This window comes from Borrelia duttonii Ly, from assembly GCF_000019685.1.
Lineage (GTDB): Bacteria > Spirochaetota > Spirochaetia > Borreliales > Borreliaceae > Borrelia > Borrelia duttonii.
In genome coordinates, this window is the sequence record NC_011247.1 from 141,386 (window position 1) to 163,884 (window position 22,499).

Consider the following 22,499-nt stretch of genomic DNA (forward strand, 5'->3'; position numbering starts at 1 on the left):
AAGATAGTTTAAAATATTCAATAAGAAAATTTGAGGATTGTTTAATTTTGTCAAAAAATTAAAAAGAATACTCCACCTATAATTTCTATGAAATTTAGGTGGAGATGAATTTGTAACGTAAGTTAAAATATAATATAATAATTTTAAAAAATAATGAGTGTTAATAAAGCTTATAAGTACAGAATATATCCCAACGCCAATCAAAAGAAATATTTTTCAAAAGTATTTGCATGTGTAAGATTTTTGTATAACAAAATGTTAAGTGATAAGAAAGATTATTATGAAAAAAATAAGAAAAGTCTTAGTGTTAATCCAAGTAATTATAAAAATGAATTTCCATTCTTAAAGGAAGTTGATAGTTTGGCTCTTTGCAATGCCCAACTTGACTTAAATTCTGCATATAGTAATTTTTTTAGAGAAATTAAAAAAGTAAATAGAACGCAAGGATTTCCTAAATATAAAAGTAAGAAAAATAGGCAAACCTTTAGAACTAATAATCAAAAAAACTCAATAAGAATAGAAAATGATTATATAAAGCTACCTAAAATAGGATTTGTAAAGTTGGCTCTACATAGGAAAATTAAAAGCAATGAAGTTATTAAAAATGTAGTAGTAGAAAAAGATACTGATGATAAATATTACATTTCAGTAGCAGTTGAGTGCTTAGATGTTAAAAATAACGATAAAACTAAATGCAATAAAAAAGAGATAGTTAGTATTGATATGAGCATGAGGCATTTTTTAGTAAGTAGTGGGGGTGAGAAAATCAATCATCCCAAATGTTTACTAAAAAATGAACGTAAACTTAAGAAATGCCAAAGAAAACTATCAAAAAAACAAAAGGGCTCTAGAAATAGAGCTAAGTCTAGATTAAGAGTTGCCAAGTTGCATAGGAAAATTTCAAATCAAAGAAAAGATTTTCTACATAAATTATCTTATTATTTTGTAGCTAATTATAAAAATATAGTAATAGAAAGCCTATCAATTAAAAGTATGCAAAAAGGAATGTTTGGCAAAAGTGTTAATGATTTGGGATGGCATGAGTTTGTAAGACAATTATCATATAAATCAGAGTGGTGCGGAGCCTATTTACATAAAGTTGATAGATATTTTCCATCAAGCAAGCTATGCAACAATTGTGGTATTAAAAATACAACTCTAAAATTAAGTGATATTAGGTGGAGTTGTAGGAGTTGTAACACTTTGCACGATAGAGATATAAATGCAGCTCTCAATCTTAAAGCTTGTTATTATAAGGAAATAAAAACTAAGGCAGGAACTGCCTGAAGTAAAGCTTGTGGACCATGCTCTAGTGGATGACCGTTCTTATAGAACCTAAAAAGCTATCATGGGATGAAACAAGAAGCTATTTCTATAATCTTTGATTTAGAAATAGCAGTTCACAGAGGAATATTTAGTGGTTAAAGAAAGAGGTTTTATTTTATTATTATTTTTAATATTAATAATAGGTTGTAATTTTAAATCTATCAAAAATGGTGAAATGTATAAACAAGGTTTGTCCAAGAAGATTTCTTTTGAAGATAGAATAGGTTTTGTAAATTTTATTTTTGATGATTTAAATGAATTTAAAATATCTAGTGAAAATCAGGAATTTGTTATGTGTTTGGAGAGAGTTGTAGGAGATCCTGATATAATGGTTTCTAAGACAGATAGAACATATACAAAAGATGAATTTTATCATTTATTAAAAAATATGAATAGAGATGATATTGACAAAATTATGGAATTTAATGTGATTTATAAGGATTTAAAGAAAGTTGAAAAAATGATTTTTGATCTTAAATGGTATAAGTTAAGAGATAATTTGAATTTTAATTTTCAAAATTATAAAAATATTTATTTTTTATCTTTAAAGAGAATCTTTGGCATGTTTAGTGCTGGTAAAAATATAATTCATCCTAATGATACGCTTGAGCATCATTCTTTGATTTTGAATAAATTTGTTAAAGATGTAGAGAATATTAAATTTTTTGATTCTTGTTTTGTAGAGTTGTGTGATAATGAGAAAAGAGTTATTTATTATATGTGTAATGTTATGAGCAATATGAGTCTTGCTTTTGATAAGCCTGTTTTACATTGTGGTTATGAGTTTTATTCAATGTTAGGAAACTTTGGTAGTAATGGGATTAAAAATATAATAAAAATCCATTTAGATATTATTGACAAGATATTTGAAATTGAAAAATTATATTCTGATTATCTTTATGATAACATTATGGATCAAAAAGAGACATTTGCTTTTCGAAATGCAAAATATTCTTTGCGTAGAACATTTAATACCATGAAAACTACATATGATTTATCTTTAAAGATTATTTTTAATAATAAAGACATTAATGCCATATATAATAGTCTTGTAAATTTTAATATTGTTGCTTTCAGTCATTTAGATCAACTTAAAGCTGATATTTTTGTTTTTATTGATAATTTTAAATTACAGTTTGATGTAAAATAGATCAAAATTAATTTGAGGATTCAATTTTGGGCTGTAGCTTTTTATTTAAGCTCTTTATTTATTTTGAAGTATTGGTTATAAATGTATTAATATTAATAGCTTATTTAAGTTAATATTATGTTATTTGAAAAGGAGATATTTAGTGTTTAGAGTAAGAAAAGGTTTCTTGTTGTTTTTTTTATTTATCGTTGTTATAAGTTGTGATTTAGAATCCACAAAAAGTATTGATAAATCAAAACATTTTGGCAAAATGAAAAGTGTTAAAAGAGTGGAAACTATTGATAAAGTAAAACATTTTGCTAGAGTGGGACGTTTTGATAATGTAGAACATTTTGATAAAGTAAAACAAGATATTGAGTCAAGTGTGTCTTTTGTAGAACTTTCTGCTAATGGCAAAGTTGATGTTTTAGATTGGAATTTGCCACTTGTTAAGCTTTTAAGTGAATTTGGAATGTCTTCAGGTGATAAAGAGTTCATAAAGTTTATTTTGCATCTAGAGAGTATTATGACTTCTCCTAATATAGAGATTTCTGAATATAATGAGACATATACAAAAGATGAATTTTATAATCTCTTAAAAAATTTGGGTGCTGATAATATTCGCAAATTGTCAGTATTTATTGAAGTTTGGAAAGCTTACAACGAAATGATATCTTATTTTAGAGTTGTTAATCCAAAGATTAAGTTTGATGATGTACTGTTTGAATTAAAATCCAATTTTTGTGTTGCAGTTTTTAGTTATTTTCAATTTTTAAAGAGAAGTTTCAATGAATTTGTTGTTGTTAAAGATAAAGATAAGGTTTTTAGTCCTAATTTAATTGTAGCGTATATTTATGAACTGAGTAGTGTTTCAGTAGAGATTTTGTATATGAGAGCTTTTGATCGTTGTTATGACAAACTGTGCGAAGATGATAGAGATGCAATTCTTTGTGTTAGAGATTTACTGCTACAAGATATGCTAATGGATCCTAGTGTTTTTAATTTTAAAGATTATAAGATATATGATGATTATGAATTTTATCGTATATTAGGTAAGCTTGGTGCTGATAGGATGGTGAAAGTGGCAGGGATTTTTGCAGATTTAAATAAAAAAATGGACTTGCTATTTGATTCAATTAATGCTTTTGATGGTTATATAGCCGCAGAGAAAGATGATAAGAGGAAAGAGAATTTTCGAAATGCTAAAAGTGAGTTTTTGTATTCATTTCATCGTGATGTAAAATTAGTATATTTTTTTAATATTAAAAGTGTGTTTAATTCTGATGATATTGATGATATATATTCTAGTATTATGAAACTTTCTACCTCTTTTAGTACTTATATGGAAGGACTTGAAGATAGGATATGGTATTTTCTTAAAGATATGGGTATTGTATAGAGAATATTTATATTTGACTTAATTTAATTTGGATTTAAGTTGTTATTCAAGATAGAGATTAAGTATTTAATTTTTATTATGAGAGGAGATATTTAATGTTTAGAGTTGGTAAATGTATTTTTTATTTGTAGTTGTTATAGGTTGTAATATTAAAATTTACAAAAGATAGTGGTTTGGTACTAAATCGGAATTTGATTAGTTAGGTAAAATAGATTTTAGTTGATTTTAGTTAATAAAAATGATAATTAAGCCTTAGATTATTATGATTTAAGGCTTAATTTTTATTTATCGATAAATTATTTGTAATAAATAATTGTAAATTATATTGTTTGATTAGAATAGTTGTTGCTAATTATGTATAAATTTTAATGAATTAGCGTTATATTCAGTATAATACAATATAATAATAATTCACCAGTGCTTTTTATTATACTTTATTTTCTTTATATTTCATTAGTTATTTACCTTAAAATGTAATAAATAATTTCAATCTAAAATAGATATTAAGTTGTATTAAATTTAAAATTATATAATAATAATATTGTTATTATATAATTTTAATTATCATATAATATTTAAAATGATATAATAATTTATCATAAATTAAATAGTAATTGTACTAAATTTAAATAAATATATTTGAGGAGATATTTTGATGGTTAAAGGAAAGAAATTTAATTTATTATTGATATTGTTTGTTAATGCCATGATTATATTGATATTAATAATAGGTTGTAATTTAAAATCTCCACGACATGATGTTGTGCTTTACAAAAAATCACTTGAAGAAGTATTTGTGGACAAAGAGCTTGAAGAAGTAGACATTCCTTTGGAAACAGGTGTTGATTTTGCTTTGTATGATAAGCAACTCAATGAGCTCTTAAATACGTTTGAAATGGATGAATCGGAAAAGGAATTTGTTTTTTTGATAAAAGAAGCTGTAACTAATTCTGATATGACTTCTGACACTAACAAGACATGGAGTCAAGATGATTTTCGTGATATTTTAAAAAATTTGGGAGTAGCAAGTGTGCGCAAATTAATAGGACCCAAGTCAAATTTTAGTGCTTTCTCTAGAGTTAGAGCAGCTATTAAGTCTGTAAAGAGTGTTTATGCTTTAGAAAAATTACGATCTCAGTTGGATAATTATAAGCTTCCCTATTTTATTGATTTGAGAAAAGCTTTTAATGCATTTGTTAATGATAATGAAATATACAATGGTAGTATAGTTGGTGATCATACTTTTAATTTTGATACCCTTTATAATGAAGCCAGATATATTTTAATTTTTGAATCTTGTTATGAGAAATTGCCTAGTGAGAGGCAAAGAATGATTGATGATATGCGTAAAATACTAACTGATGCTGATATTGGTCGTACTGAGGGTTATAGGACATATGATAATTATGAATTTGATGTTTTATTTGGAAAATTGGGTAGCACTACAATTAAAGATATTGTAGAAATATTTTTGAAAAATTTACAAATAATTGAAACTGCTCAAATTAACATTGACCTTATTCATATGTCAGATAGAAGAGGTATTTTACAACAAAAGTTGAATGCTTATAAATCTAATTGTCATTTAACTATTAAAAAGGTATTTAATTCGGATATTGTTGATGATATTTATTCTAAATTTAAATCTATGTCTATTACTGAGTCTAATTCTAATTCTAATGTTGCAGTATATGATTTGTTTAATTCACTTAGTAACTATGCTGTTTATATTAATGCCTATAGGTTTGTGTATCGTATGTGTAAACCTCAGTATCGTAATGCCATTGATTATCTGAAAGGTATATTAACTCAGTCAAATGGTGTTGATTCTTATAAAAGATATGAAGTTTATGAGTTTGAAGCTTTATTTGGTAATGCAAACTTTGATTTTCAATCTTTTTTAGATGCTCATATTGATACTTTGAAAGAGAGAGATGAAATTAGTGACTTTGTTGAGGGTATTAGAGATGTATCTAAAAAAGAGGCAGTACAGAAAGATTTTGATGTTCTTGTGAGAAATTATCCAAAATACTTGCGAGAGTTATTTCATAACTTTGATCCTGTCTTTATTCTTGTTAAGAATATAAATCATAACTATGCAGAACGTTTTGTTAACTTTAAATTTAATATTACTCATTTGGAATTTGTAAAAAAAGTGCAAGAAAAATTATCAGTAAAGGAACATGAAATGTTTATGGAAATTTCAGCTATAATTACTAATCCTCATATTGGTGTTGCTGAAGGTTATAAAACATATAAAGATTATGAGGTTTATAGTTTATTTGGTGATGATCGTTTTGAGATTGTTAAATCTATAAATATGCATTTGCAGTTTAGTGATTTACAAAAAGAAGTTGAAATAGAAATTAATAAAATTGATAATGAAGATCAAAAGCAGTATTTTAAAGGGCAGTTTGATAAGCTTGTATTAGAGTATAAAGTTCATTTAAAGGGGTTGTTTCATATGATTAATGCTGATAATATACCCCCTGTACTTAAAATTGATAATTCATTTGTAAGTAGACTTAATAATATGCTAGATAGAATTAAAAGGATGTTTCCCTCCAAATTAATATAAAGTTATTCATTTTTAGATGGTATTAAGCCTCGGATTAGTATAATCCAAGGCTTTTTTTAAATTAATTTCTTAAAAAATTTAATTATTAGAGCTTATAAATTTTGTTTTGGCTATAAATGATTTATATTGGTTAATTAATATTATTTATTATTTGATATTTTTTTATTAATTTAATTTTTATTGCTTTAATTTTTAAGAAAAAGGAGATTTGAATAATGAATGAGAAGAAAAGTTGTGATGTATTGTTTTTATTATTATTATTTTTTTTAATATTTGGGGGTTGTGGAGTAGATACTCAAAAAAAGCAAGGTTTGGCAACTGATAGTGGGGTATATATTCCTAGTAAAGTTGTTGCAAAACAACCGGATACTAATTTTACATCCTTAACTAGATTTGAGCAATCAGTAGCTTCCCCGACAACAGAAAATAGGGAGCACAAACCTGTGAATTATGAAGGAAGAGAAGAAGATTTGAAACCCGATGATTCTGAGGCTTTTGGAATAACATGTGACGATAGTTCAATTTCTACATTAAAAGATAAAGTTGTGGAAGTTAAAGAATCTCCAGAAAAAGAGGAAGCAAGGTTTTTTTCTTTGATCAATAGATTTGGTTTGTCTGATGATGAGAAAATGTTTATTGGAATTATAAAAAAATTTGTAACCGATGTTAATGTTGGATTAAATATGGGTTATAAGACATATAGCAATAGTGAATTTTATAATTTGTTAGAAAAGCTGGGTGCAACTTTTGTGAAAAGGATTGTTAAATCCTTAAAACCAACTTTTATTGTATTAAATAATGCTCAGATTGCTTTTGATAAGCTTAAAGAGAGTAATAAAAATCATTTTCAAATGACTTTTAATATGGCATATAATGGATTTGCAAGGGATTTGAAGAGTATGTTTAATAAGCCTTGTTTTGCAGATATATATAATAGTTCTTTGCAGTATAATAATCCTTATAGTGTTCAATTTATTTCTCTTAAAAGGCATTTTGATTATATGAATGGTGATGAGAAATGATAAGATGATATTTATAATTATGATGCATAGCATAAATTAAAATATTGAAGATACATTATTGTATTATGATATAATAAAGTTTGAATTTAACTTGGAGATGTTTAATGGTTAGGGGAAAAGATTTTTTTTTATTGTTATTACTAGTGTTAATGGTAATAGATTGTAATTTAAAATCTCCAAAAGTTTTGAATTCTGAAATACCATCAAATATGGGCTTTGTGTCTAGAAAATCATTGGAACAAAATAGTTTATTTAATACGTTTGAAGACTTTTTGGAAAATAGTGTTGAGATTAGAGATATTGATGTTAATAAGTTACTTGATAAATTTAAAATTTCGGATGAAGGCAAAGAATTAGTTTCGTATATAAAAAAAATATTGTGTGATCCTGATGTTGTAGATAATAAAAGTGATTATAAGATATATACAAAATCTGAATTTTGTAATTTGTTAAATAATTTGGGGTCTGATGGGGTTTATGAATTAAGGAAGCATTTATGGTGGTCTTATAGTTTGTTAAAAAAAGCAGAGGCAGCTGTTAAAGGTATTAATAACAATGTAAAAAGAGCAGAATTACAATTGAAATTAGATCTTAACAAAAATTCTTATCATTTAGATTTAGGAAAAATATTTAGTGAATCAAATATTGGCGATATATATGACAACATTGTCAATTATGAAAATCGTTTTGTCAAGAGTTTTGTTGATATTCAACAAAGTGCATTGGGGATGATTGATTCCGAAAATCCTGATGTAAATCCTGATGTAAAATCTTTTGTAAAACTTGCAGAGGGGCTTTCTGTTGATGAACAGAAGGCAATTAAGTATATCAAACAAATAATAGTTGATTCTAATACTAGTGCATGTCAATTTTGTATTGAATATAGTGATGATGGTTTTGATGCTTTGCTAGGCAATTGGACTTTCAGTCAAATTCAGAGACTTGCAAGAATGTGTTTAAAATATCTTGAAATGAGAGATGATATTGAATATAAAATTAATAATCTTGATAAGATAGAAGAAATAGAAGCTACTAAAGAGGTTCAAAATGGAATAAAATCGGTTTTAACTTTATTAAAGGATTTTTTTATTTTTTCTTGGTCTATTTTTAAGGATAAGTATCCACAATATTTACAAAGTTTATTTAGTAAGTCTACTGCTGCTGAAGTTTATGAGAGTATTCCATCTCTCGATTTTCTTTTTGATCCTAAGTTTACAAAAGATTTTTTGATTTTTAATTATGTAATGAATTATTATTATAATGCTATGCAGGATTTTCCAGTTATATATAATAAGTTGTCTGATTCAGAAAAAAAAGAAGTTGAGGATATGAGATTAAAAGTAGTTGATTCTTCTGTTAATAATTTATCATCTGAAAATACTGTTGTTGATTATGAATTTTATTCTTTATTAGGTGATGGTAGATTTTTTCTTCCAGCACTTTCTGCTCATATTAAAGTTATGAAGATCATCAAAGAGAAAGATGATTTTGTAGATATGATTCACATTGAGCTTAAAGATTCTGATATGTTATCAATAATAAGTGATGATTTTGATAAGTTTGTACTTAATTATCCTGCATATTTGAAACAATTGTTTTTGCGATTAAAAAAAGATAGTAAAAATTTTTTTGACTTTACTGATAGTAATTTGTATCAACATGATTATAAGAATGAATTTGAGAAAATTATGAATAAAATTGGGGAAATTTATAATATTAAAAAGGCTGAGGAATTGAAAAAATCTGGATCATGATTTGTAGTGAACAATAAAAATTAGTTAATATTTGATATAAATGTAAAAGGAGATATTTATGTTTGGGGAAAAAATTTGTGTTTTATTAGTATCATTGGTATTAATAATAAGTTGTAATTTAAAATCTTCGGATCTTGCTAAAGATGGTAAGGGATTGGAAAATTCTTTTGGTAAATCTGTTGTTGTTGGTCCTTTATATGAAGTTAATAGGTTTGTAGATGAGCCTTTTAGTCCAAGAGTGGAATATGATACACCAGCTGTAAGAAAGGGTGTTGAAGAAATGGGTATGGGTATAGATATTGGTGATATGGATGTTGAGCTTGATAATTTGCTTACTAGACTTAATATACAAAAAGAAGATAGAGATGTATTTGTTTATCTAAAAAAAGTATTATGTGATCCTACTATTACGGATGATCAAGGTGTTTATAAGACATATACAGTTTCTGAGTTTCATGATTTGTTGGATAGTTGGGGAGCAGGGCAAGTTTCAGTTATTAGGTCAAAGTTAATTAGAGTTTTTACTTCATTAAAAGCATCACGGGTATTGATTGGTGATTGTAGGAACAATATTCTTAAGCAAGGTTTATTGAATAGATTGATGTTTGTAAAGAAAGAGTATGAACGTTATCTTAAGAAAGTATTTGATAGTTCTGATTTTTCGATTATTAAAGTTTCTCTTGAGTATCACAATCCTTATTATGGAAAATTCGAACTTATTGAAATCGATGCATCAAATTTTAAAGATTTAACAGATGTGAGAGATCGTTATTCGGCATTTGTTGATGATGACCAAAAAGGAATTCAAGAGATAAGAAACATATTAACTTCTGCTAATATTGCTAGAGGTCAAAATTTGAAGACATATAGTGATGATGAGTTTGATATTTTATTTAGTAGTTGGAGTAATTATCAACTTAAAAGAGTTGTTAGAATGCATTTGGGATATATGAGAAGGGCAAGAGATGTTAAAGTTCAAATTGGTTATTTTGATAATATGAAAAATATAGATGCCACCACAGAGTTAAAAGATAGACTAGTTACGAGTTTGACAACATGGAAGCTAAAATTAGAAGATACATTGTCTCAAAAAGACAGCGGTTATCCAGAGTATTTAAAACAAATATTTAACAAGTCTACTGCTGTTGAAATTTATGACAATATTCCATTTTCTTCAAAGTATGATATTAATGATTATAACTTTTATTTTCCTTTTAATGATGCATATTTTTTGGATATTGATAGATATTATTCTATTCGTAACGAATTTATTTCCAAGTATAATAAATTATCTTATGCAGAAAAAGTAGCAGTTGAATTTATAAGAAACATAGTATTTAATGCTAATATTGCTGCCGATAAGGGTTATAAAACATATACAGATGATTATAAATTTTATCTTATCTTTGCAAGCAGTGATTATTATTTTTCAGAACTAGTACAGCGTCAAATGAACTTTGCTACTTGTCAATCTTATATTGAAGAGTATATTAATGAGATTAAGGAAAACCCTGTTAGAAAGAACAAACTTTTACAAAAGAGAGATGAGCTAGTAAAAAAATATCATGTTAGTTTGAAAAAATTCTTTCATGGTGTTAATGAGGCTACTTTTGAATTTGATGATTCTTCACGGAAAAATTATAGTGAAGTATGGGACATTCAACTTGATTTTGAAAGCTTTTTTGATAATATTGATGTTGAAGGTTTGTAATTGAGAGATATTTTATAGTTTCCATTTGATAAATCAGAATGATTAAATAAAGCTTTCAAGGTGTTCTTGAGGCTTTATTTTTTATTATACATTATTTGTAATTTGTATAAAAATATATTTACTTTATAAGTAAAGAGTTTAATTATTATTAAACTCTTTTTTAATTAATTGATATTAATAATGGTTATTAATATAATTTCTGTTATAATATGGTTTGTACTATATTTATAATATTGTTAATTTAACAAGAATTTAGGTGTAGGTAACAACTATTAAGTAAAAAATATAAAAAATATATTTAAATTGTAAGAGGAGATATTTAGTGATTAGGCAAGTATTTTATGCTTTATTGTTATTATTAGTATTGATAATGAATTGTAACTTAACATCTAAAGATGTTTCTGATTTTGATGGTACTTCACTTGTTGTGAATTCTTTGATTGATCAAACATTAGACAAAGGAAGTAGATTATTAGAAAAGTATGAAGAGGGTGGTATTGATTCTATAGACCTTGAACTTTATGAGTTACTTGATTTATTTGGGGTGTCAGAAAATGGCAAAATGTTAATTTTTTATATAAAAGAAGCATTGTGTGATTCTGATATTGTAGATGCGCAGGGTCAGTGTGAGATATATGACTATATTGAGTTTTATGAGTTATTAAATAATTTGGGAGCAGATAAAATCATTGAAATTGTGAACCATTTGCTTGGAACTTTTAATGCATTGAGAGAAGCCGAACTTGCTATTAGTAAAGTTAGTGATGGAGATTTAAAGAGAGAAATGCAAATTAGATTTGATCTTAAAAATAAAGCTTATAAATTAGATCTAAAAAAAGTATTTAGTGCATCTGTTCTTGATGAGCTATATAATCAAATTATCAGTTATGATAGTTCTTATATTGATGATTTTATTAATATGAAAATTGATGCATTAAGCAAGTATTCTAGGAACTGAGCATTCAATAAATTATTATTTAACCCTTTCTGATAATGTGTAGAAAGGGTTTGATTATATAAAATCCGTAGTAACTGATCCTGAAATTGTTAAGACTTAAGGTTGTAAGACATATAGTGATGATGAATTTGATGTTCTTTTTATTATTATATTGATTTTAAGGACTTCGTATATAGGATTATGCGAAACTGTTAAAAACATTTATTATAACTTGTTATATATAATAACTATCATTAGATGAATTTGTTTCTTGATAAGTTGTGTATTTTATCTGTTTATGTATTTGAATTTTTAATTCAAGTGATATGTCAAATATAAGATAAGTACAATTGACATTTGAGCTTAGTAGTTTAATTTATATTTGATATTGAGTGATCTTGATGATATGATTTATAAAAAGGGAGAATTTATGATGAAATTAGGTATGAGGATATGTGCAACATATTGTGTATTGAGTGTATTGTTTTTTAGTTGCAGGCAATCACGTTTTACAGAAAGTGGTATTCGAACATTATCAAAATTAAAATATAATCAAAAACCAAGAGTTATTATAGGTAAAACATCACCAGCTTTATTGGGTGCTACTTTACCATTAGGTGGTTCTTCTGAGGTAATCTCTAGACCATCGGGTAGTTTAGAAGAAGGTGTTTTAGACACAAGAAATAAACCACAAGATTTGTTGGGTGTTATTCAACCAGAAGTTCCTGCAGCAGAAGAAGTTGTTATTCAACCAGCAGTTCCTGAGGTAGCAGAAGGTATTATTCAACCAGAAGTTCCTGCAGCAGAAGAAGTTGTTATTCAACCAGAAGAGACACATGTAAAAAAACGTGTAAAAAAATATTATGAACAAGACGGGAAATATGAGAATAAATTTGATTTTACTATTGTTGATCGGGAGGAATTTGTATATGAGGAATTAAAAACACGGGAAGATGCTTTGAAAAAATTTAAAGACATAAAATCGCTTTTTCATGAATTTTATTACAATAAAGATTTTGATTCTAAACCTTATAATTATGGCATGTCTTTTCCCAATTTAGTTTTTTCTGAGATTTTTTCTTATAACCCTAATCTGTTTAATCTTCGTCATCCAATTAGATATGTTTATTTGGCTTTGTGGTATAATGGTGATAGGATGTATTGGTTGGCATTGGCGGCACATAAAATATATAGTGTTTATAAAGAATCAAGGTATCATAAATATTATGAATATAAAGAAGCTTGTAAAAAATTTGTAGATAGATTATCGGATATGACAACCGGTAGTTATTATTATTTAAATTTTAATCATGATTTGCCTTATAGCAATGGTAGTAAGATAGATAAAAAAAATTTTGAAACTAAAGCAACACTTGAGGATTTGAGCGAATTAAATAAGCATTTTGTGCAATATATGAACAAAATGAAGAATGTTGTAAGTGTTGTGACGTATAATGTGTATGAGGTAATTCAGAGTATACATGAGGGAGATGAAATTACAGCAGAAGATTTTTATAAGATTTTTGATAAAATGAATAATGATGCAGATATTCAAAAGGGAATAGATATTGTGATAAAAGATAAAGAGAAAATGATGGCAATATTTAGGGAAATAGTTAATAGAGTGAGGCTTGATTAGTAAATAAAAAATTTTATTGTAAATATATTTTAGGATATTTAAATAATTAACTTTGATAACAAAATTTAAATTTTAATTATATGATATACTTATTTAATGAAAAGTACATTCTTTCATTTAGTTTTGAATAATTCTGCATTGATACTTGTAGATATTCAAAATGATTTTTTGCAATCAGGAGCACTTCCTGTTCCTGATGGTAGGGATATTATTCCTTTAGTAAATAAACTTCAAAATTGTTTTAAGCATGTTATTGCAACTAAGGATTGGCATCCTGAGAATCATATAAGTTTTTTAAGTGAAACTAATGTTGATGGTTGGCCTAAACATTGTGTTCAAAATACATGGGGAGCAGCATTTCCAGAAGATTTAGACGTTGAAAAAATCAAAGCTATTTTTTTAAAAGGACAGGATCAAAATTATGATAGTTATAGTGGATTTTATGATGATTGTAATAAAAAGAATCCTACGGGGCTTTTAAGACATCTTAAGAACAATGAAATTTGTGTGGTGTTTATAGCTGGTTTGGCATTGGATTTTTGTGTAAAGGAAACTCTTATTGACGCTCATAATTTGGGATTTAAAACTTATTTGATAATTGATGCTACAAAAAGCATTTCTGATTTTCCTGAATTGATAATTATAGAGCTTAAGAAGCTTGGAATATTGACCTGTTTTTCAAAAGATATTTTGATTAATTGTGATTTATGATGATTTTAAAGAATAGTATTTTTACATTTTATTTTTATGTTTAAATTTAGTTTTTTGCAATCTTATAAATTCAATTATGGGTAACAGATTTTTATTTTGAGTTTTATATGTTAAATGCTATATCATTGATACTAATGATTATAAAAGTTGATTAGTGTTGAGGTTTTAAAAATTAGAATTTTGTAGTAAAATAGAAAGCTGTTATTTATGAGTGTAATGATAAATATTATGAGTATTATTATTTGCTCGGTCATTACTTTTACTAGTTGTAGTGTAGACGAGAAAAATAATCTAAGTATCCAATTTCCTGAGGATGATTTGGATGAGGTGCTTCATGATGATGATTCTGAGCAAAATCAAATTCAGCAAGACGGTGATATTTGGAAACATCTTAATGATTCTCAGGAACAAGTGGAGAAAGGGAGTGTTGCTCAAAGAAATGATTATGAAATAATTAAAGAAAAGGTTTTAGAGGGATCCGCAAATGGACAACAATTTATAATAGAAAATGTTTTGGAAGTTGAAAAATTAGATGATTATTTATTGAATAATTCATTTTATTCTGTGCAAGGTATTGTAGATCATATAGCTGAGAGAATTGTTGTTGAGAAAATGTCTGAGCATGGTGATATATTGTCAACAATATCTCAAAAAGATCTATTAAAAGTTTATAAAATAATATTTAAAACCAATTTAAATGATGGACAAAAAGAAGCATTAGAATTTTTGGAAAAAGCTTTAGATAGTAAGATTGATAAGTTAGATAAAATTTTTGTTTTAGATGAAGATGAAATTAAAAATATGCTTGATATAATAAGTAATAATTTAAATATTATAAGGGAATTTGAATCTTCCAATGAGTTTATCTTTGATTCTGATGTTTTAGATGTTGTAGAAGTAGTAGAATTTAAGAGTGATGATGTAAGGGTAGAGTATGCGGAAGTAAAGAGTGATTTGAAAGGAGAAATTGAGCCTTCACTGGATGATTATTTATTTGTTATAAATGCTTATTTTAATGATTATGATGATATTAAAGTTATTGTAGATAATGTCAATTCTATTAAAATTTTATCACCTTAGTTTTGTTTTTATGTTAAAAATATTTGTATATGTGTTTTGAAATTTTTAGTATGAAAGCAAATTAGTTTTATGATTTATATATTTTGTATTAAGATGTATAATATTTATGTATGATATATTAGTAAATTAATCATTTGTTTTATTCTTACTTGTTGAAAGGTTAGATTATATGAAAGAAGTTAAAGAAATTAAATTTCCTAAGAGAAAAAACTTGAAGGCCGAAGAGATGGATATTGAAGATTTTATTGCTCAAGTTGACTATACTACTATGCAGTTAGATAGAGAGTTTCGAGAGTTTCAAAGACAATATGGTTCAGATAAAAGTCTTGATGATTGGATGGTGCATATGGAGCAGGAAAATCAGATTCAAAATAAAAAAATTCAAGAAACATCTGAGACTTTAAGTTCACGTTTTGCAAAAAAACTTAATGGTGTTATTGGTAAAGATTAGGAATTTTCTTTATTGTTATCTAATTTATTTAGATTTTAAGTACCATACAGATTTTGTAAAATTTGGTTTGAATTTGTGATATAAAGATTTAATGTTGGAGTGTTGTAAGTCATGTTAAGATATGATTTACAGCATTTCAGCATTAAAGGTAATTTAGTAAGCCATTGTATACCTTATTTAAATTAAGGGAGTAGGTTTTACGTTTGATTATGAAATTTTTGTTAGTTTGTATTATTATTGATGATATGTTTTTAGTTTTTTAATTCAGATGGGAGGTTTGTTGTGAGAATTATTATAAAAAATGTTATTTTGATTTGTTTATTTGTTATATTTGGTTGTAGTCATAATTTATTTATAAAACCAAAATCTGGGCTTGTGAAAGATTATGCTTCAGTGATGGTGGGTGATAAAAAGTATTATTATATGGAAGAATTTCCTATTAATTTTGATTTGGTATTTAAGTTTGTGGATAATGAGCATAAATCTACATCCAATTCTTATAGTAGGCCACTTCCAGGAGGTTTTGAAGAGAGAAGTCATTTTTCTAGCACTAGTTTAGAGAAAAGTCAATCTTCACATCTTGGAAAAATTAGTGTATTAGTTAATTCAAAAGATGTAGAACGTTTGAGTATTAAGTCTTTAAAAGAACTTAATGAATATTTAAAGAAAGATGATTTGGGCTCTTTGGATATTAAATTTGCTTTTGTGATTGATCTTACTAAATCATTGTTAAAAAAGAGTTTGGTTGGTAATGAACTTTTTATGTTTGATTATAAAGGACTTGTTGCTTTCAAAGATAGCATAAAAAATACTAATACTACCACCAGTAACGATAATCTAAGCGTAACTGTACATTATGCTTATAAAGGTCTTAAGGATAGTATTCATAAGATATATTCTAGAACATATAATCAATATGACAGTTCGTTAAAGAAATTTACTGATAAGGATAAGCATAAAGATGGTAATGAGTTTTATTTTGAAGTTAAAGGTAATATAGGTAGTTTTTCAAATTTATTAGATAATGCTGTTCAAAAAATTAAGACAGGATTGCAATAAATTTTTTACTAAATGAGAAAATGTTTTCACTTGGAGTTTGATATATGTTTTGATGTATGTAAAATTGTAGGCTAATAATTCTTATAGAATTGTTGCCTACAATGATAAATATTGATTTTTTTGTTAAAAATAGCATAAATAACAATACCTGATTTTTTGTTAATGTAATAAAATTATTTTTATGAAAATTGTAGGCTAAATGATTATTAAAGGAATTTTATAGTGAGTAATAATGCATTAGTTATCTTGGATTTTGGTTCTCAGTATAGTCAACTTATTGCAAGAAAAATTAGAGAGATGGGTGTATATACAATAATAGTTACATATTCTCTTTCTGCTAAAGAAATTAAGGATATGAATCCTGTAGGGTTAATTTTAAGTGGCGGTCCTGCTTCTGTATATTTGGATGAAGCACCTGGTGTTGATATTGAGATTTTTGATTTGGGTATTCCTATTTTGGGGATATGTTATGGTATGCAATTGATTATTAAGGTATTTGGAGGTGTGATTTCTAAGTGTGATAAGCAGGAATTTGGACATACTGAATTATTTATTGATGATAATAAAGCCGATTTATTTTTAGAGCTTCCAAGTAAATTTGAAGTGATGATGAGTCATGGAGATAATATAGAAAAAATACCAGAGGGTTTTAAGCAAATTGCTTATACTAAGGTTTGTGTTGGAGCTGTATTTAATTTAGAGAAAAGAATTTATGGTGTACAATTTCATCCGGAAGTAAGTTGTTGTGATATTGGTAATCAAATATTTATGAATTTTGTTTTTAAAATTTGTAAAGCACAGACAAATTGGGATTTAAGTAATAGTATAGAAGATTTAGTAAAAGGTATAAGACATGAGGTAGGTGATAGTAAGGTAATTTTGGGACTCTCTGGAGGAATAGATTCTTTGGTATGTGCTTTGCTGATTAATAAGGCAATAAAGGATAATTTGATATGTGTATTTGTTGATACTGGCTTTTTAAGGAAGAATGAAGCCAATGAGATATTGGAATTTAATAAGAAGTATAATTTGAATATAAAACATATTGATTCTTCTTTGTTGTTTTTAACTAATTTAAGGGATGTAGATGATCCTGAAGAGAAAAGAAAAATTATAGGGAAAACATTTGTAGAAATTTTTGAAAAGGTGGCATTAGAAGAGGATGATATAAAATATTTAGCTCAAGGAACTATTTATTCAGATGTTATTGAATCTGATGTTAAGAATAATGTTTGCTCTTCAAAAAATATTAAATCACATCATAATGTAGGAGGACTTCCCGATAAAATTAACCTAAATTTATTAGAACCGTTAAGGAATCTTTTTAAAGATGAGGTAATTCAATTGGGAGTGCAATTGGGTCTTGAAGAGGAAGTTCTCTATAGACATCCATTTCCAGGGCCAGGATTGGCAATAAGAATAATAGGGGAAATAACAAAAGATAAGATTGATATTTTGCAAGGAGCTGATCATATTTTTATAGAAGAGCTTTTGATAAATAATTTATATTATAAAGTAAGACAAGCATTTGTGGTGTTATTGCCTGTAAGAACTGTAGGTGTTATGGGAGATAACAGAACATATGAATATACAGCTGTCATTCGGTGTGTTAATACTCTAGATTTTATGACAGCTAGTTGGGTTGAGTTACCTTATAGTTTTTTAAGAAAAGTTTCATCACGAATAATTAATGAAATTAGGGGGATAAATAGAGTTTGTTATGATATTTCTTCTAAGCCTCCAGCGACGATAGAATGGGAATAATTATAAATTAGTGAATGAGGGAGAAATAATTGATGGATAAAATAGTAAAAGAAGCTTTGACTTTTGATGATGTTTCTTTAATTCCTAGGAAATCATCTATATTACCTAGTGATGTTAATTTGAAGACAAGATTAACAAGAAATATATATTTAAATATACCTTTTTTAAGTTCAGCTATGGATACAGTTACAGAAAGTAGAATGGCGATAGCGGTGGCAAAGGAAGGTGGGATAGGTGTTATACATAAGAACATTACTATTGAAAAGCAAAGGAAAGAGGTGGAAATAGTAAAATCTTATCATCGTAATGGGATTATAAGGAATCTTATTACGATTAATGAGGATACTAGTATTAAAGAGGCTAGAAGGTTGATTGTTAAACATAATATTTCTGCATTGCCAGTTACAGATCATGCAGGTAAAATATTAGGTTTAGTAACCAGTAGAGACATTAAGTATATTGCAGATGATAATACTCCTGTGATTAATGCAATGACTAAAAAATTAATTACTGCAAAAGAAGATATTACGTTGTCAGAAGCCAAAGAGATTTTATTTAAGCATAGGATAGAAAAGTTACTTATTGTTGATGAGTCAAATAGTTTGCGAGGATTAATAACTTGCAAGGATATAGATCATGTTGAACATCAAGAATATTTTCCAAATGCATGTAAAGATATGAATGATAGATTGAGGGTTGGGGCAGCTGTTTCTACTGATGTTGATACTTTAGAGCGTGTTGAAGAATTGGTTAAGGCAGATGTTGATGTTATTGTTGTTGATTCTGCACATGGACATTCTACTAAGGTAATTGAGATTGTAAGGAAAATTAAAAGTAAATATCCAAATTTGGATGTTATTGCAGGTAATATAGTAACTAAAGAAGCGGCTTTTGATTTAATTGATGCAGGTGCGGATTGTTTAAAAGTGGGAATAGGTCCTGGGAGTATATGTACAACAAGAATAGTTGCAGGAGTTGGTGTGCCACAGTTGACAGCAATTAATGATGTTTTTGAGGCTTGTAAAGATACAAATATTTGCATTATAGCAGATGGTGGTATTAGATTTTCAGGAGATATAGTTAAAGCAATTGCTGCAGGAGCTGATAGTGTGATGATAGGGAATCTTTTTGCTGGGGCTCATGAATCTCCCTCAGAGGAAGTAATGTATAATGGCAAGAAATTTAAGATTTATGTTGGTATGGGATCTCTTGCTGCTATGGCTAGGGGTTCTAAATCTAGGTATTTTCAATTTGAAAGTAAAGATTCTCCTGGGAAATTGGTTCCTGAGGGTATTGAGGGGATGGTTCCTTATGTTGGTAAGGTAAAAGACATTATCTTTCAATTAAAGGGAGGTTTAATGTCTGGGATGGGATATTTGGGAGTTGAGACAATATTAGAATTAAAGAGAGATTCTAAATTTGTCAAAATAAGTTCCGCATCATTAAGAGAATCTCATACTCATGATGTTTTGGAGAATTAAAAATTTATTGTTTGATTTTGTAGTGAAGTTTTATATTATTTATAATTTTGAATTTTCTTAAATAATTGTTTTATAGTTATCCATTTATATTTACCCTAAATTGAGGGTAAAAGTCTTAGTGTATATATGATGAAATTTAATTTCAAGATAAATATATTTATATAATTGATGTTCTATCTGTATATAATTTCAGTGTTTACTTTTTTTATGAATTTTAATCAGTAGTATATTCTTGATTATTGCTAATTTGGAAGTAAAATGTTGTACACAAGCTTTTGATTTTAAAAAGGAGGAGAAAAATGACCAGATATAATGATGTATTTATATTATTGATGCTAATATCTATAGTATCATGTAAAAATGCAGTTGACGGAACTAAAACTGTCAAGGATATAAATGGTAATGCAAGAAATGGTTCTAGAGCCAAGAGTGATTTTGTTGTAGCTAATGGTTTTGATATGAGGAATGGTCCTGCTCTAGAGAATAATTCTGGTATTGATAATGCTAATATTAGAAATGATGTTGATCGATTAAGCAAAGATGATATTGTTCAACTTAAGACTTTTATTACAAAGTCTGTTAAATATGCAAGATCGTTATGTCTTCTTATACAAGAGTATCATACAATTTATAGTTTTCTTAAAAATTATGTGTATTGTGTAAATGGTTCTGGTAATTGTGATAATGCTAAATTAACCAAGGAATCTATAGATGTCATAATAAAAATGAAGGTTGATAATATTGTTGATAAACTTGAGAATATTTTAAATTATTTTAAAATACATAATCCTAAGATGAGTATAGATTCAATTGAACAACTTAAGAAAATTTTTAAATATCATGTTAATTCTGTCTTTGATAGTAACGAAATAAAAATGGATCAAGTTGTTGATGTTGTTAAATTGATAATTAATGCTTATGAAAATGTTATTGATACTGCTGTAAATATGTATGCTGATATGTTTTATTTTATAGTGTCTCAGTATTCTTCAAAAAAATTAGCGGAAATTTCTAAAAATTTTGTTCGAAGTATCAGATTGTGTATGAAAGAAAATGATAGTAATAATATTTTATTGGTTCAAATTATGATTTCTGTTTTTGAATCTATTTTTTTAAATCAGGGAGATATTAGAGATGTTAAAGAAAATGCCAGAAAGTTATTTTTTTATAGGAGAGGAAAAGAATTATCAAATTCTATTGATGAACTTTATGTTGTTTATCATATAGCCAGACTGAATTAGGTTTTATTTGATTTTTGTTTTTATTAATGGTCTTAATATTCATTAAAATGGCAAAAAATGACAATAGGTTATTAAATTGTCAACAAACTTAGCTATATTTATCTCATATAGTTAAAATAAATCTTGACAAGGGACTATTTCTAATATTAATTTTTAATTACTATCTATATTAATATTTAATAGAATCGAATTTATTTTGTAATGCTTTTTTTATAAGTTTTTTCATAGGATTAATATGTCTTTGAAGTTTCTTCAATGCTTTTATTTTAATAAATCTATTGAATTAGTAATGATAAATAAATTGAGGTCCAGATATTATTACTTGTATTAAATTATTAATTATAGGAGAGGAATAATATGTCTAAAAGTATTGATGAAGTGTATTGTACTTCTTGTGGCAAGGCTGTTAAAAAGAGGTTGCTATGTGTGTTAATTGTGGAGTTTCAAATAAGTTAAACTGTTATGAAATGAATTCTAGTGTACTTTGTTATAATGAAAAAAAGTTAATTTTATTTATATTGTGCTTTTTTTTAGGATATCTTGGTATTTATCGATTTTATTCGAGGAGAGTTGGTACTGGATTGCTATATATGTTTACTTTTGGTTTGTTTGGAATTGGCATTATTATTGACCTAATAAGAATTTTGTGCGGTTTTTTTTATGTAAAAAATAAACGTTAATTATTTTTCAATGAATCCTTTGTTTGTAAGTAACTCATTCTATATCTTTGATTGGTTATAAGCAAAAATAAAGAGTGGTGTTTAATAATATTGATGGTAATTAACAAAATTATTGCTTTAATTTTGTTAATTACCATCAATATTATATATAAAAAATTAAAAATGCTATCTCATATATATAACAATGGTGTTTTTAAATTTGATTCTTCAATTTAATAGGCTAAAATTTCAATGTTTTTGAAAATTTATGTTTATAAAGATCAATACTTCATCTCAATTCTCATCAAGGAGATTTCAATAAAACTTCAATGTTTATGCTTTTAACATACTAAATTAAATATCAGAAGTGAACTTTAATATCTATATTAAAATTATTATTTATATTTACATGTAAAATCAAATGGACTTGTATTCCTACATTTATTATACTAATGATATTGATTTTATGAAGTTTATATTATTAATTTTATATGGGAATGTAAAAAAAAAGAAAAAATGTAAAGTTGGCTTCCAGCACACTGGCGGGCAGCTCGAGGA

At 26.5% G+C, this 22,499-nt stretch carries 17 protein-coding genes; all 17 read left to right on the forward strand.

Going from position 1 to position 22,499, the window contains the following annotated elements; all coding sequences use genetic code 11:
• Positions 1 to 153 precede the first annotated feature (153 nt).
• The 17 genes from BDU_RS05065 (at position 154) to BDU_RS05145 (ending at position 21,962) form a co-directional block, all read left to right on the forward strand.
• Positions 154 to 1,287, forward strand: coding sequence for an RNA-guided endonuclease InsQ/TnpB family protein (locus BDU_RS05065; RefSeq protein WP_012539458.1), 1,134 nt, complete (start codon positions 154 to 156; stop codon positions 1,285 to 1,287).
• A 130-nt stretch (positions 1,288 to 1,417) separates the two neighbouring features.
• Positions 1,418 to 2,476 carry a BTA121 domain-containing protein surface lipoprotein gene (locus tag BDU_RS05070; protein WP_012539459.1) on the forward strand — a complete coding sequence of 353 codons (1,059 nt, stop codon included), beginning with the start codon at positions 1,418 to 1,420 and terminating at the stop codon, positions 2,474 to 2,476.
• 142 nt (positions 2,477 to 2,618) lie between these two features.
• Positions 2,619 to 3,854: a BTA121 domain-containing protein surface lipoprotein gene (locus tag BDU_RS05075; RefSeq protein WP_041177822.1), complete on the forward strand. Its 1,236-nt coding sequence runs from the start codon at positions 2,619 to 2,621 to the stop codon at positions 3,852 to 3,854.
• A gap of 655 nt (positions 3,855 to 4,509) precedes the next feature.
• Complete coding sequence (locus tag BDU_RS05080) at positions 4,510 to 6,432, forward strand: BTA121 domain-containing protein surface lipoprotein (protein WP_041177823.1); 1,923 nt, start codon at positions 4,510 to 4,512, stop codon at positions 6,430 to 6,432.
• Positions 6,433 to 6,647: 215 nt separating this feature from the next.
• The gene (locus BDU_RS05085; protein ID WP_012539462.1) at positions 6,648 to 7,454 is read left to right on the forward strand and encodes a BTA121 domain-containing protein surface lipoprotein; all 807 of its coding nucleotides are present in this window, start codon (positions 6,648 to 6,650) and stop codon (positions 7,452 to 7,454) included.
• Between the two features lie 104 nt (positions 7,455 to 7,558).
• Positions 7,559 to 9,208, forward strand: a complete 1,650-nt coding sequence (locus tag BDU_RS05090) for a BTA121 domain-containing protein surface lipoprotein (protein ID WP_041177824.1) — start codon at positions 7,559 to 7,561, stop codon at positions 9,206 to 9,208.
• Positions 9,209 to 9,266: 58 nt separating this feature from the next.
• Complete coding sequence (locus BDU_RS05095) at positions 9,267 to 10,919, forward strand: BTA121 domain-containing protein surface lipoprotein (protein ID WP_012539464.1); 1,653 nt, start codon at positions 9,267 to 9,269, stop codon at positions 10,917 to 10,919.
• Positions 10,920 to 11,241: 322 nt separating this feature from the next.
• The gene (locus tag BDU_RS05100) at positions 11,242 to 11,877 is read left to right on the forward strand and encodes a BTA121 domain-containing protein surface lipoprotein (RefSeq protein ID WP_012539465.1); all 636 of its coding nucleotides are present in this window, start codon (positions 11,242 to 11,244) and stop codon (positions 11,875 to 11,877) included.
• A 409-nt stretch (positions 11,878 to 12,286) separates the two neighbouring features.
• Entirely contained in the window at positions 12,287 to 13,495 is a 1,209-nt protein-coding gene (locus tag BDU_RS05105; protein WP_318250814.1) for a hypothetical protein, read from the forward strand.
• A gap of 96 nt (positions 13,496 to 13,591) precedes the next feature.
• A complete protein-coding gene (locus tag BDU_RS05110) occupies positions 13,592 to 14,206 on the forward strand; it encodes a nicotinamidase (protein ID WP_012539467.1) in 615 nt (204 codons plus the stop codon).
• Positions 14,207 to 14,413: 207 nt separating this feature from the next.
• Positions 14,414 to 15,286 carry a hypothetical protein gene (locus BDU_RS05115; RefSeq protein ID WP_012539468.1) on the forward strand — a complete coding sequence of 291 codons (873 nt, stop codon included), beginning with the start codon at positions 14,414 to 14,416 and terminating at the stop codon, positions 15,284 to 15,286.
• Positions 15,287 to 15,455: 169 nt separating this feature from the next.
• On the forward strand, positions 15,456 to 15,737 hold the full coding sequence (locus BDU_RS05120; protein ID WP_012539341.1) for a hypothetical protein: 282 nt from the start codon (positions 15,456 to 15,458) through the stop codon (positions 15,735 to 15,737).
• A gap of 282 nt (positions 15,738 to 16,019) precedes the next feature.
• Positions 16,020 to 16,796, forward strand: coding sequence for a hypothetical protein (locus BDU_RS05125; RefSeq protein ID WP_012539469.1), 777 nt, complete (start codon positions 16,020 to 16,022; stop codon positions 16,794 to 16,796).
• A gap of 222 nt (positions 16,797 to 17,018) precedes the next feature.
• Positions 17,019 to 18,560 (forward strand): glutamine-hydrolyzing GMP synthase, encoded by a 1,542-nt coding sequence (gene guaA, locus BDU_RS05130; RefSeq protein WP_012539470.1) that lies wholly within the window; start codon positions 17,019 to 17,021, stop codon positions 18,558 to 18,560.
• A 32-nt stretch (positions 18,561 to 18,592) separates the two neighbouring features.
• Complete coding sequence (guaB, locus tag BDU_RS05135; protein WP_041177825.1) at positions 18,593 to 20,041, forward strand: IMP dehydrogenase; 1,449 nt, start codon at positions 18,593 to 18,595, stop codon at positions 20,039 to 20,041.
• Positions 20,042 to 20,340: 299 nt separating this feature from the next.
• Positions 20,341 to 21,282 (forward strand): hypothetical protein, encoded by a 942-nt coding sequence (locus BDU_RS05140; RefSeq protein ID WP_318250815.1) that lies wholly within the window; start codon positions 20,341 to 20,343, stop codon positions 21,280 to 21,282.
• Between the two features lie 467 nt (positions 21,283 to 21,749).
• On the forward strand, positions 21,750 to 21,962 hold the full coding sequence (locus BDU_RS05145; RefSeq protein ID WP_318250816.1) for a TM2 domain-containing protein: 213 nt from the start codon (positions 21,750 to 21,752) through the stop codon (positions 21,960 to 21,962).
• Positions 21,963 to 22,499: the final 537 nt, after the last annotated feature.

What these genes read in the sequence shown, in the direction of transcription:
- BDU_RS05065 (WP_012539458.1), top strand. Translation starts at nt 154, where the DNA reads ATGAGTGTTAATAAAGCTTATAAGTACAGAATATATCCCAACGCCAAT.
- BDU_RS05080 (WP_041177823.1), top strand. Translation starts at nt 4,510, where the DNA reads ATGGTTAAAGGAAAGAAATTTAATTTATTATTGATATTGTTTGTTAAT.
- BDU_RS05085 (WP_012539462.1), top strand. Translation starts at nt 6,648, where the DNA reads ATGAATGAGAAGAAAAGTTGTGATGTATTGTTTTTATTATTATTATTT.
- BDU_RS05090 (WP_041177824.1), top strand. Translation starts at nt 7,559, where the DNA reads ATGGTTAGGGGAAAAGATTTTTTTTTATTGTTATTACTAGTGTTAATG.
- BDU_RS05095 (WP_012539464.1), top strand. Translation starts at nt 9,267, where the DNA reads ATGTTTGGGGAAAAAATTTGTGTTTTATTAGTATCATTGGTATTAATA.
- BDU_RS05105 (WP_318250814.1), top strand. Translation starts at nt 12,287, where the DNA reads ATGATGAAATTAGGTATGAGGATATGTGCAACATATTGTGTATTGAGT.
- BDU_RS05110 (WP_012539467.1), top strand. Translation starts at nt 13,592, where the DNA reads ATGAAAAGTACATTCTTTCATTTAGTTTTGAATAATTCTGCATTGATA.
- BDU_RS05115 (WP_012539468.1), top strand. Translation starts at nt 14,414, where the DNA reads ATGAGTGTAATGATAAATATTATGAGTATTATTATTTGCTCGGTCATT.
- BDU_RS05120 (WP_012539341.1), top strand. Translation starts at nt 15,456, where the DNA reads ATGAAAGAAGTTAAAGAAATTAAATTTCCTAAGAGAAAAAACTTGAAG.
- guaB (WP_041177825.1), top strand. Translation starts at nt 18,593, where the DNA reads ATGGATAAAATAGTAAAAGAAGCTTTGACTTTTGATGATGTTTCTTTA.
- BDU_RS05140 (WP_318250815.1), top strand. Translation starts at nt 20,341, where the DNA reads ATGACCAGATATAATGATGTATTTATATTATTGATGCTAATATCTATA.
- BDU_RS05145 (WP_318250816.1), top strand. Translation starts at nt 21,750, where the DNA reads ATGAATTCTAGTGTACTTTGTTATAATGAAAAAAAGTTAATTTTATTT.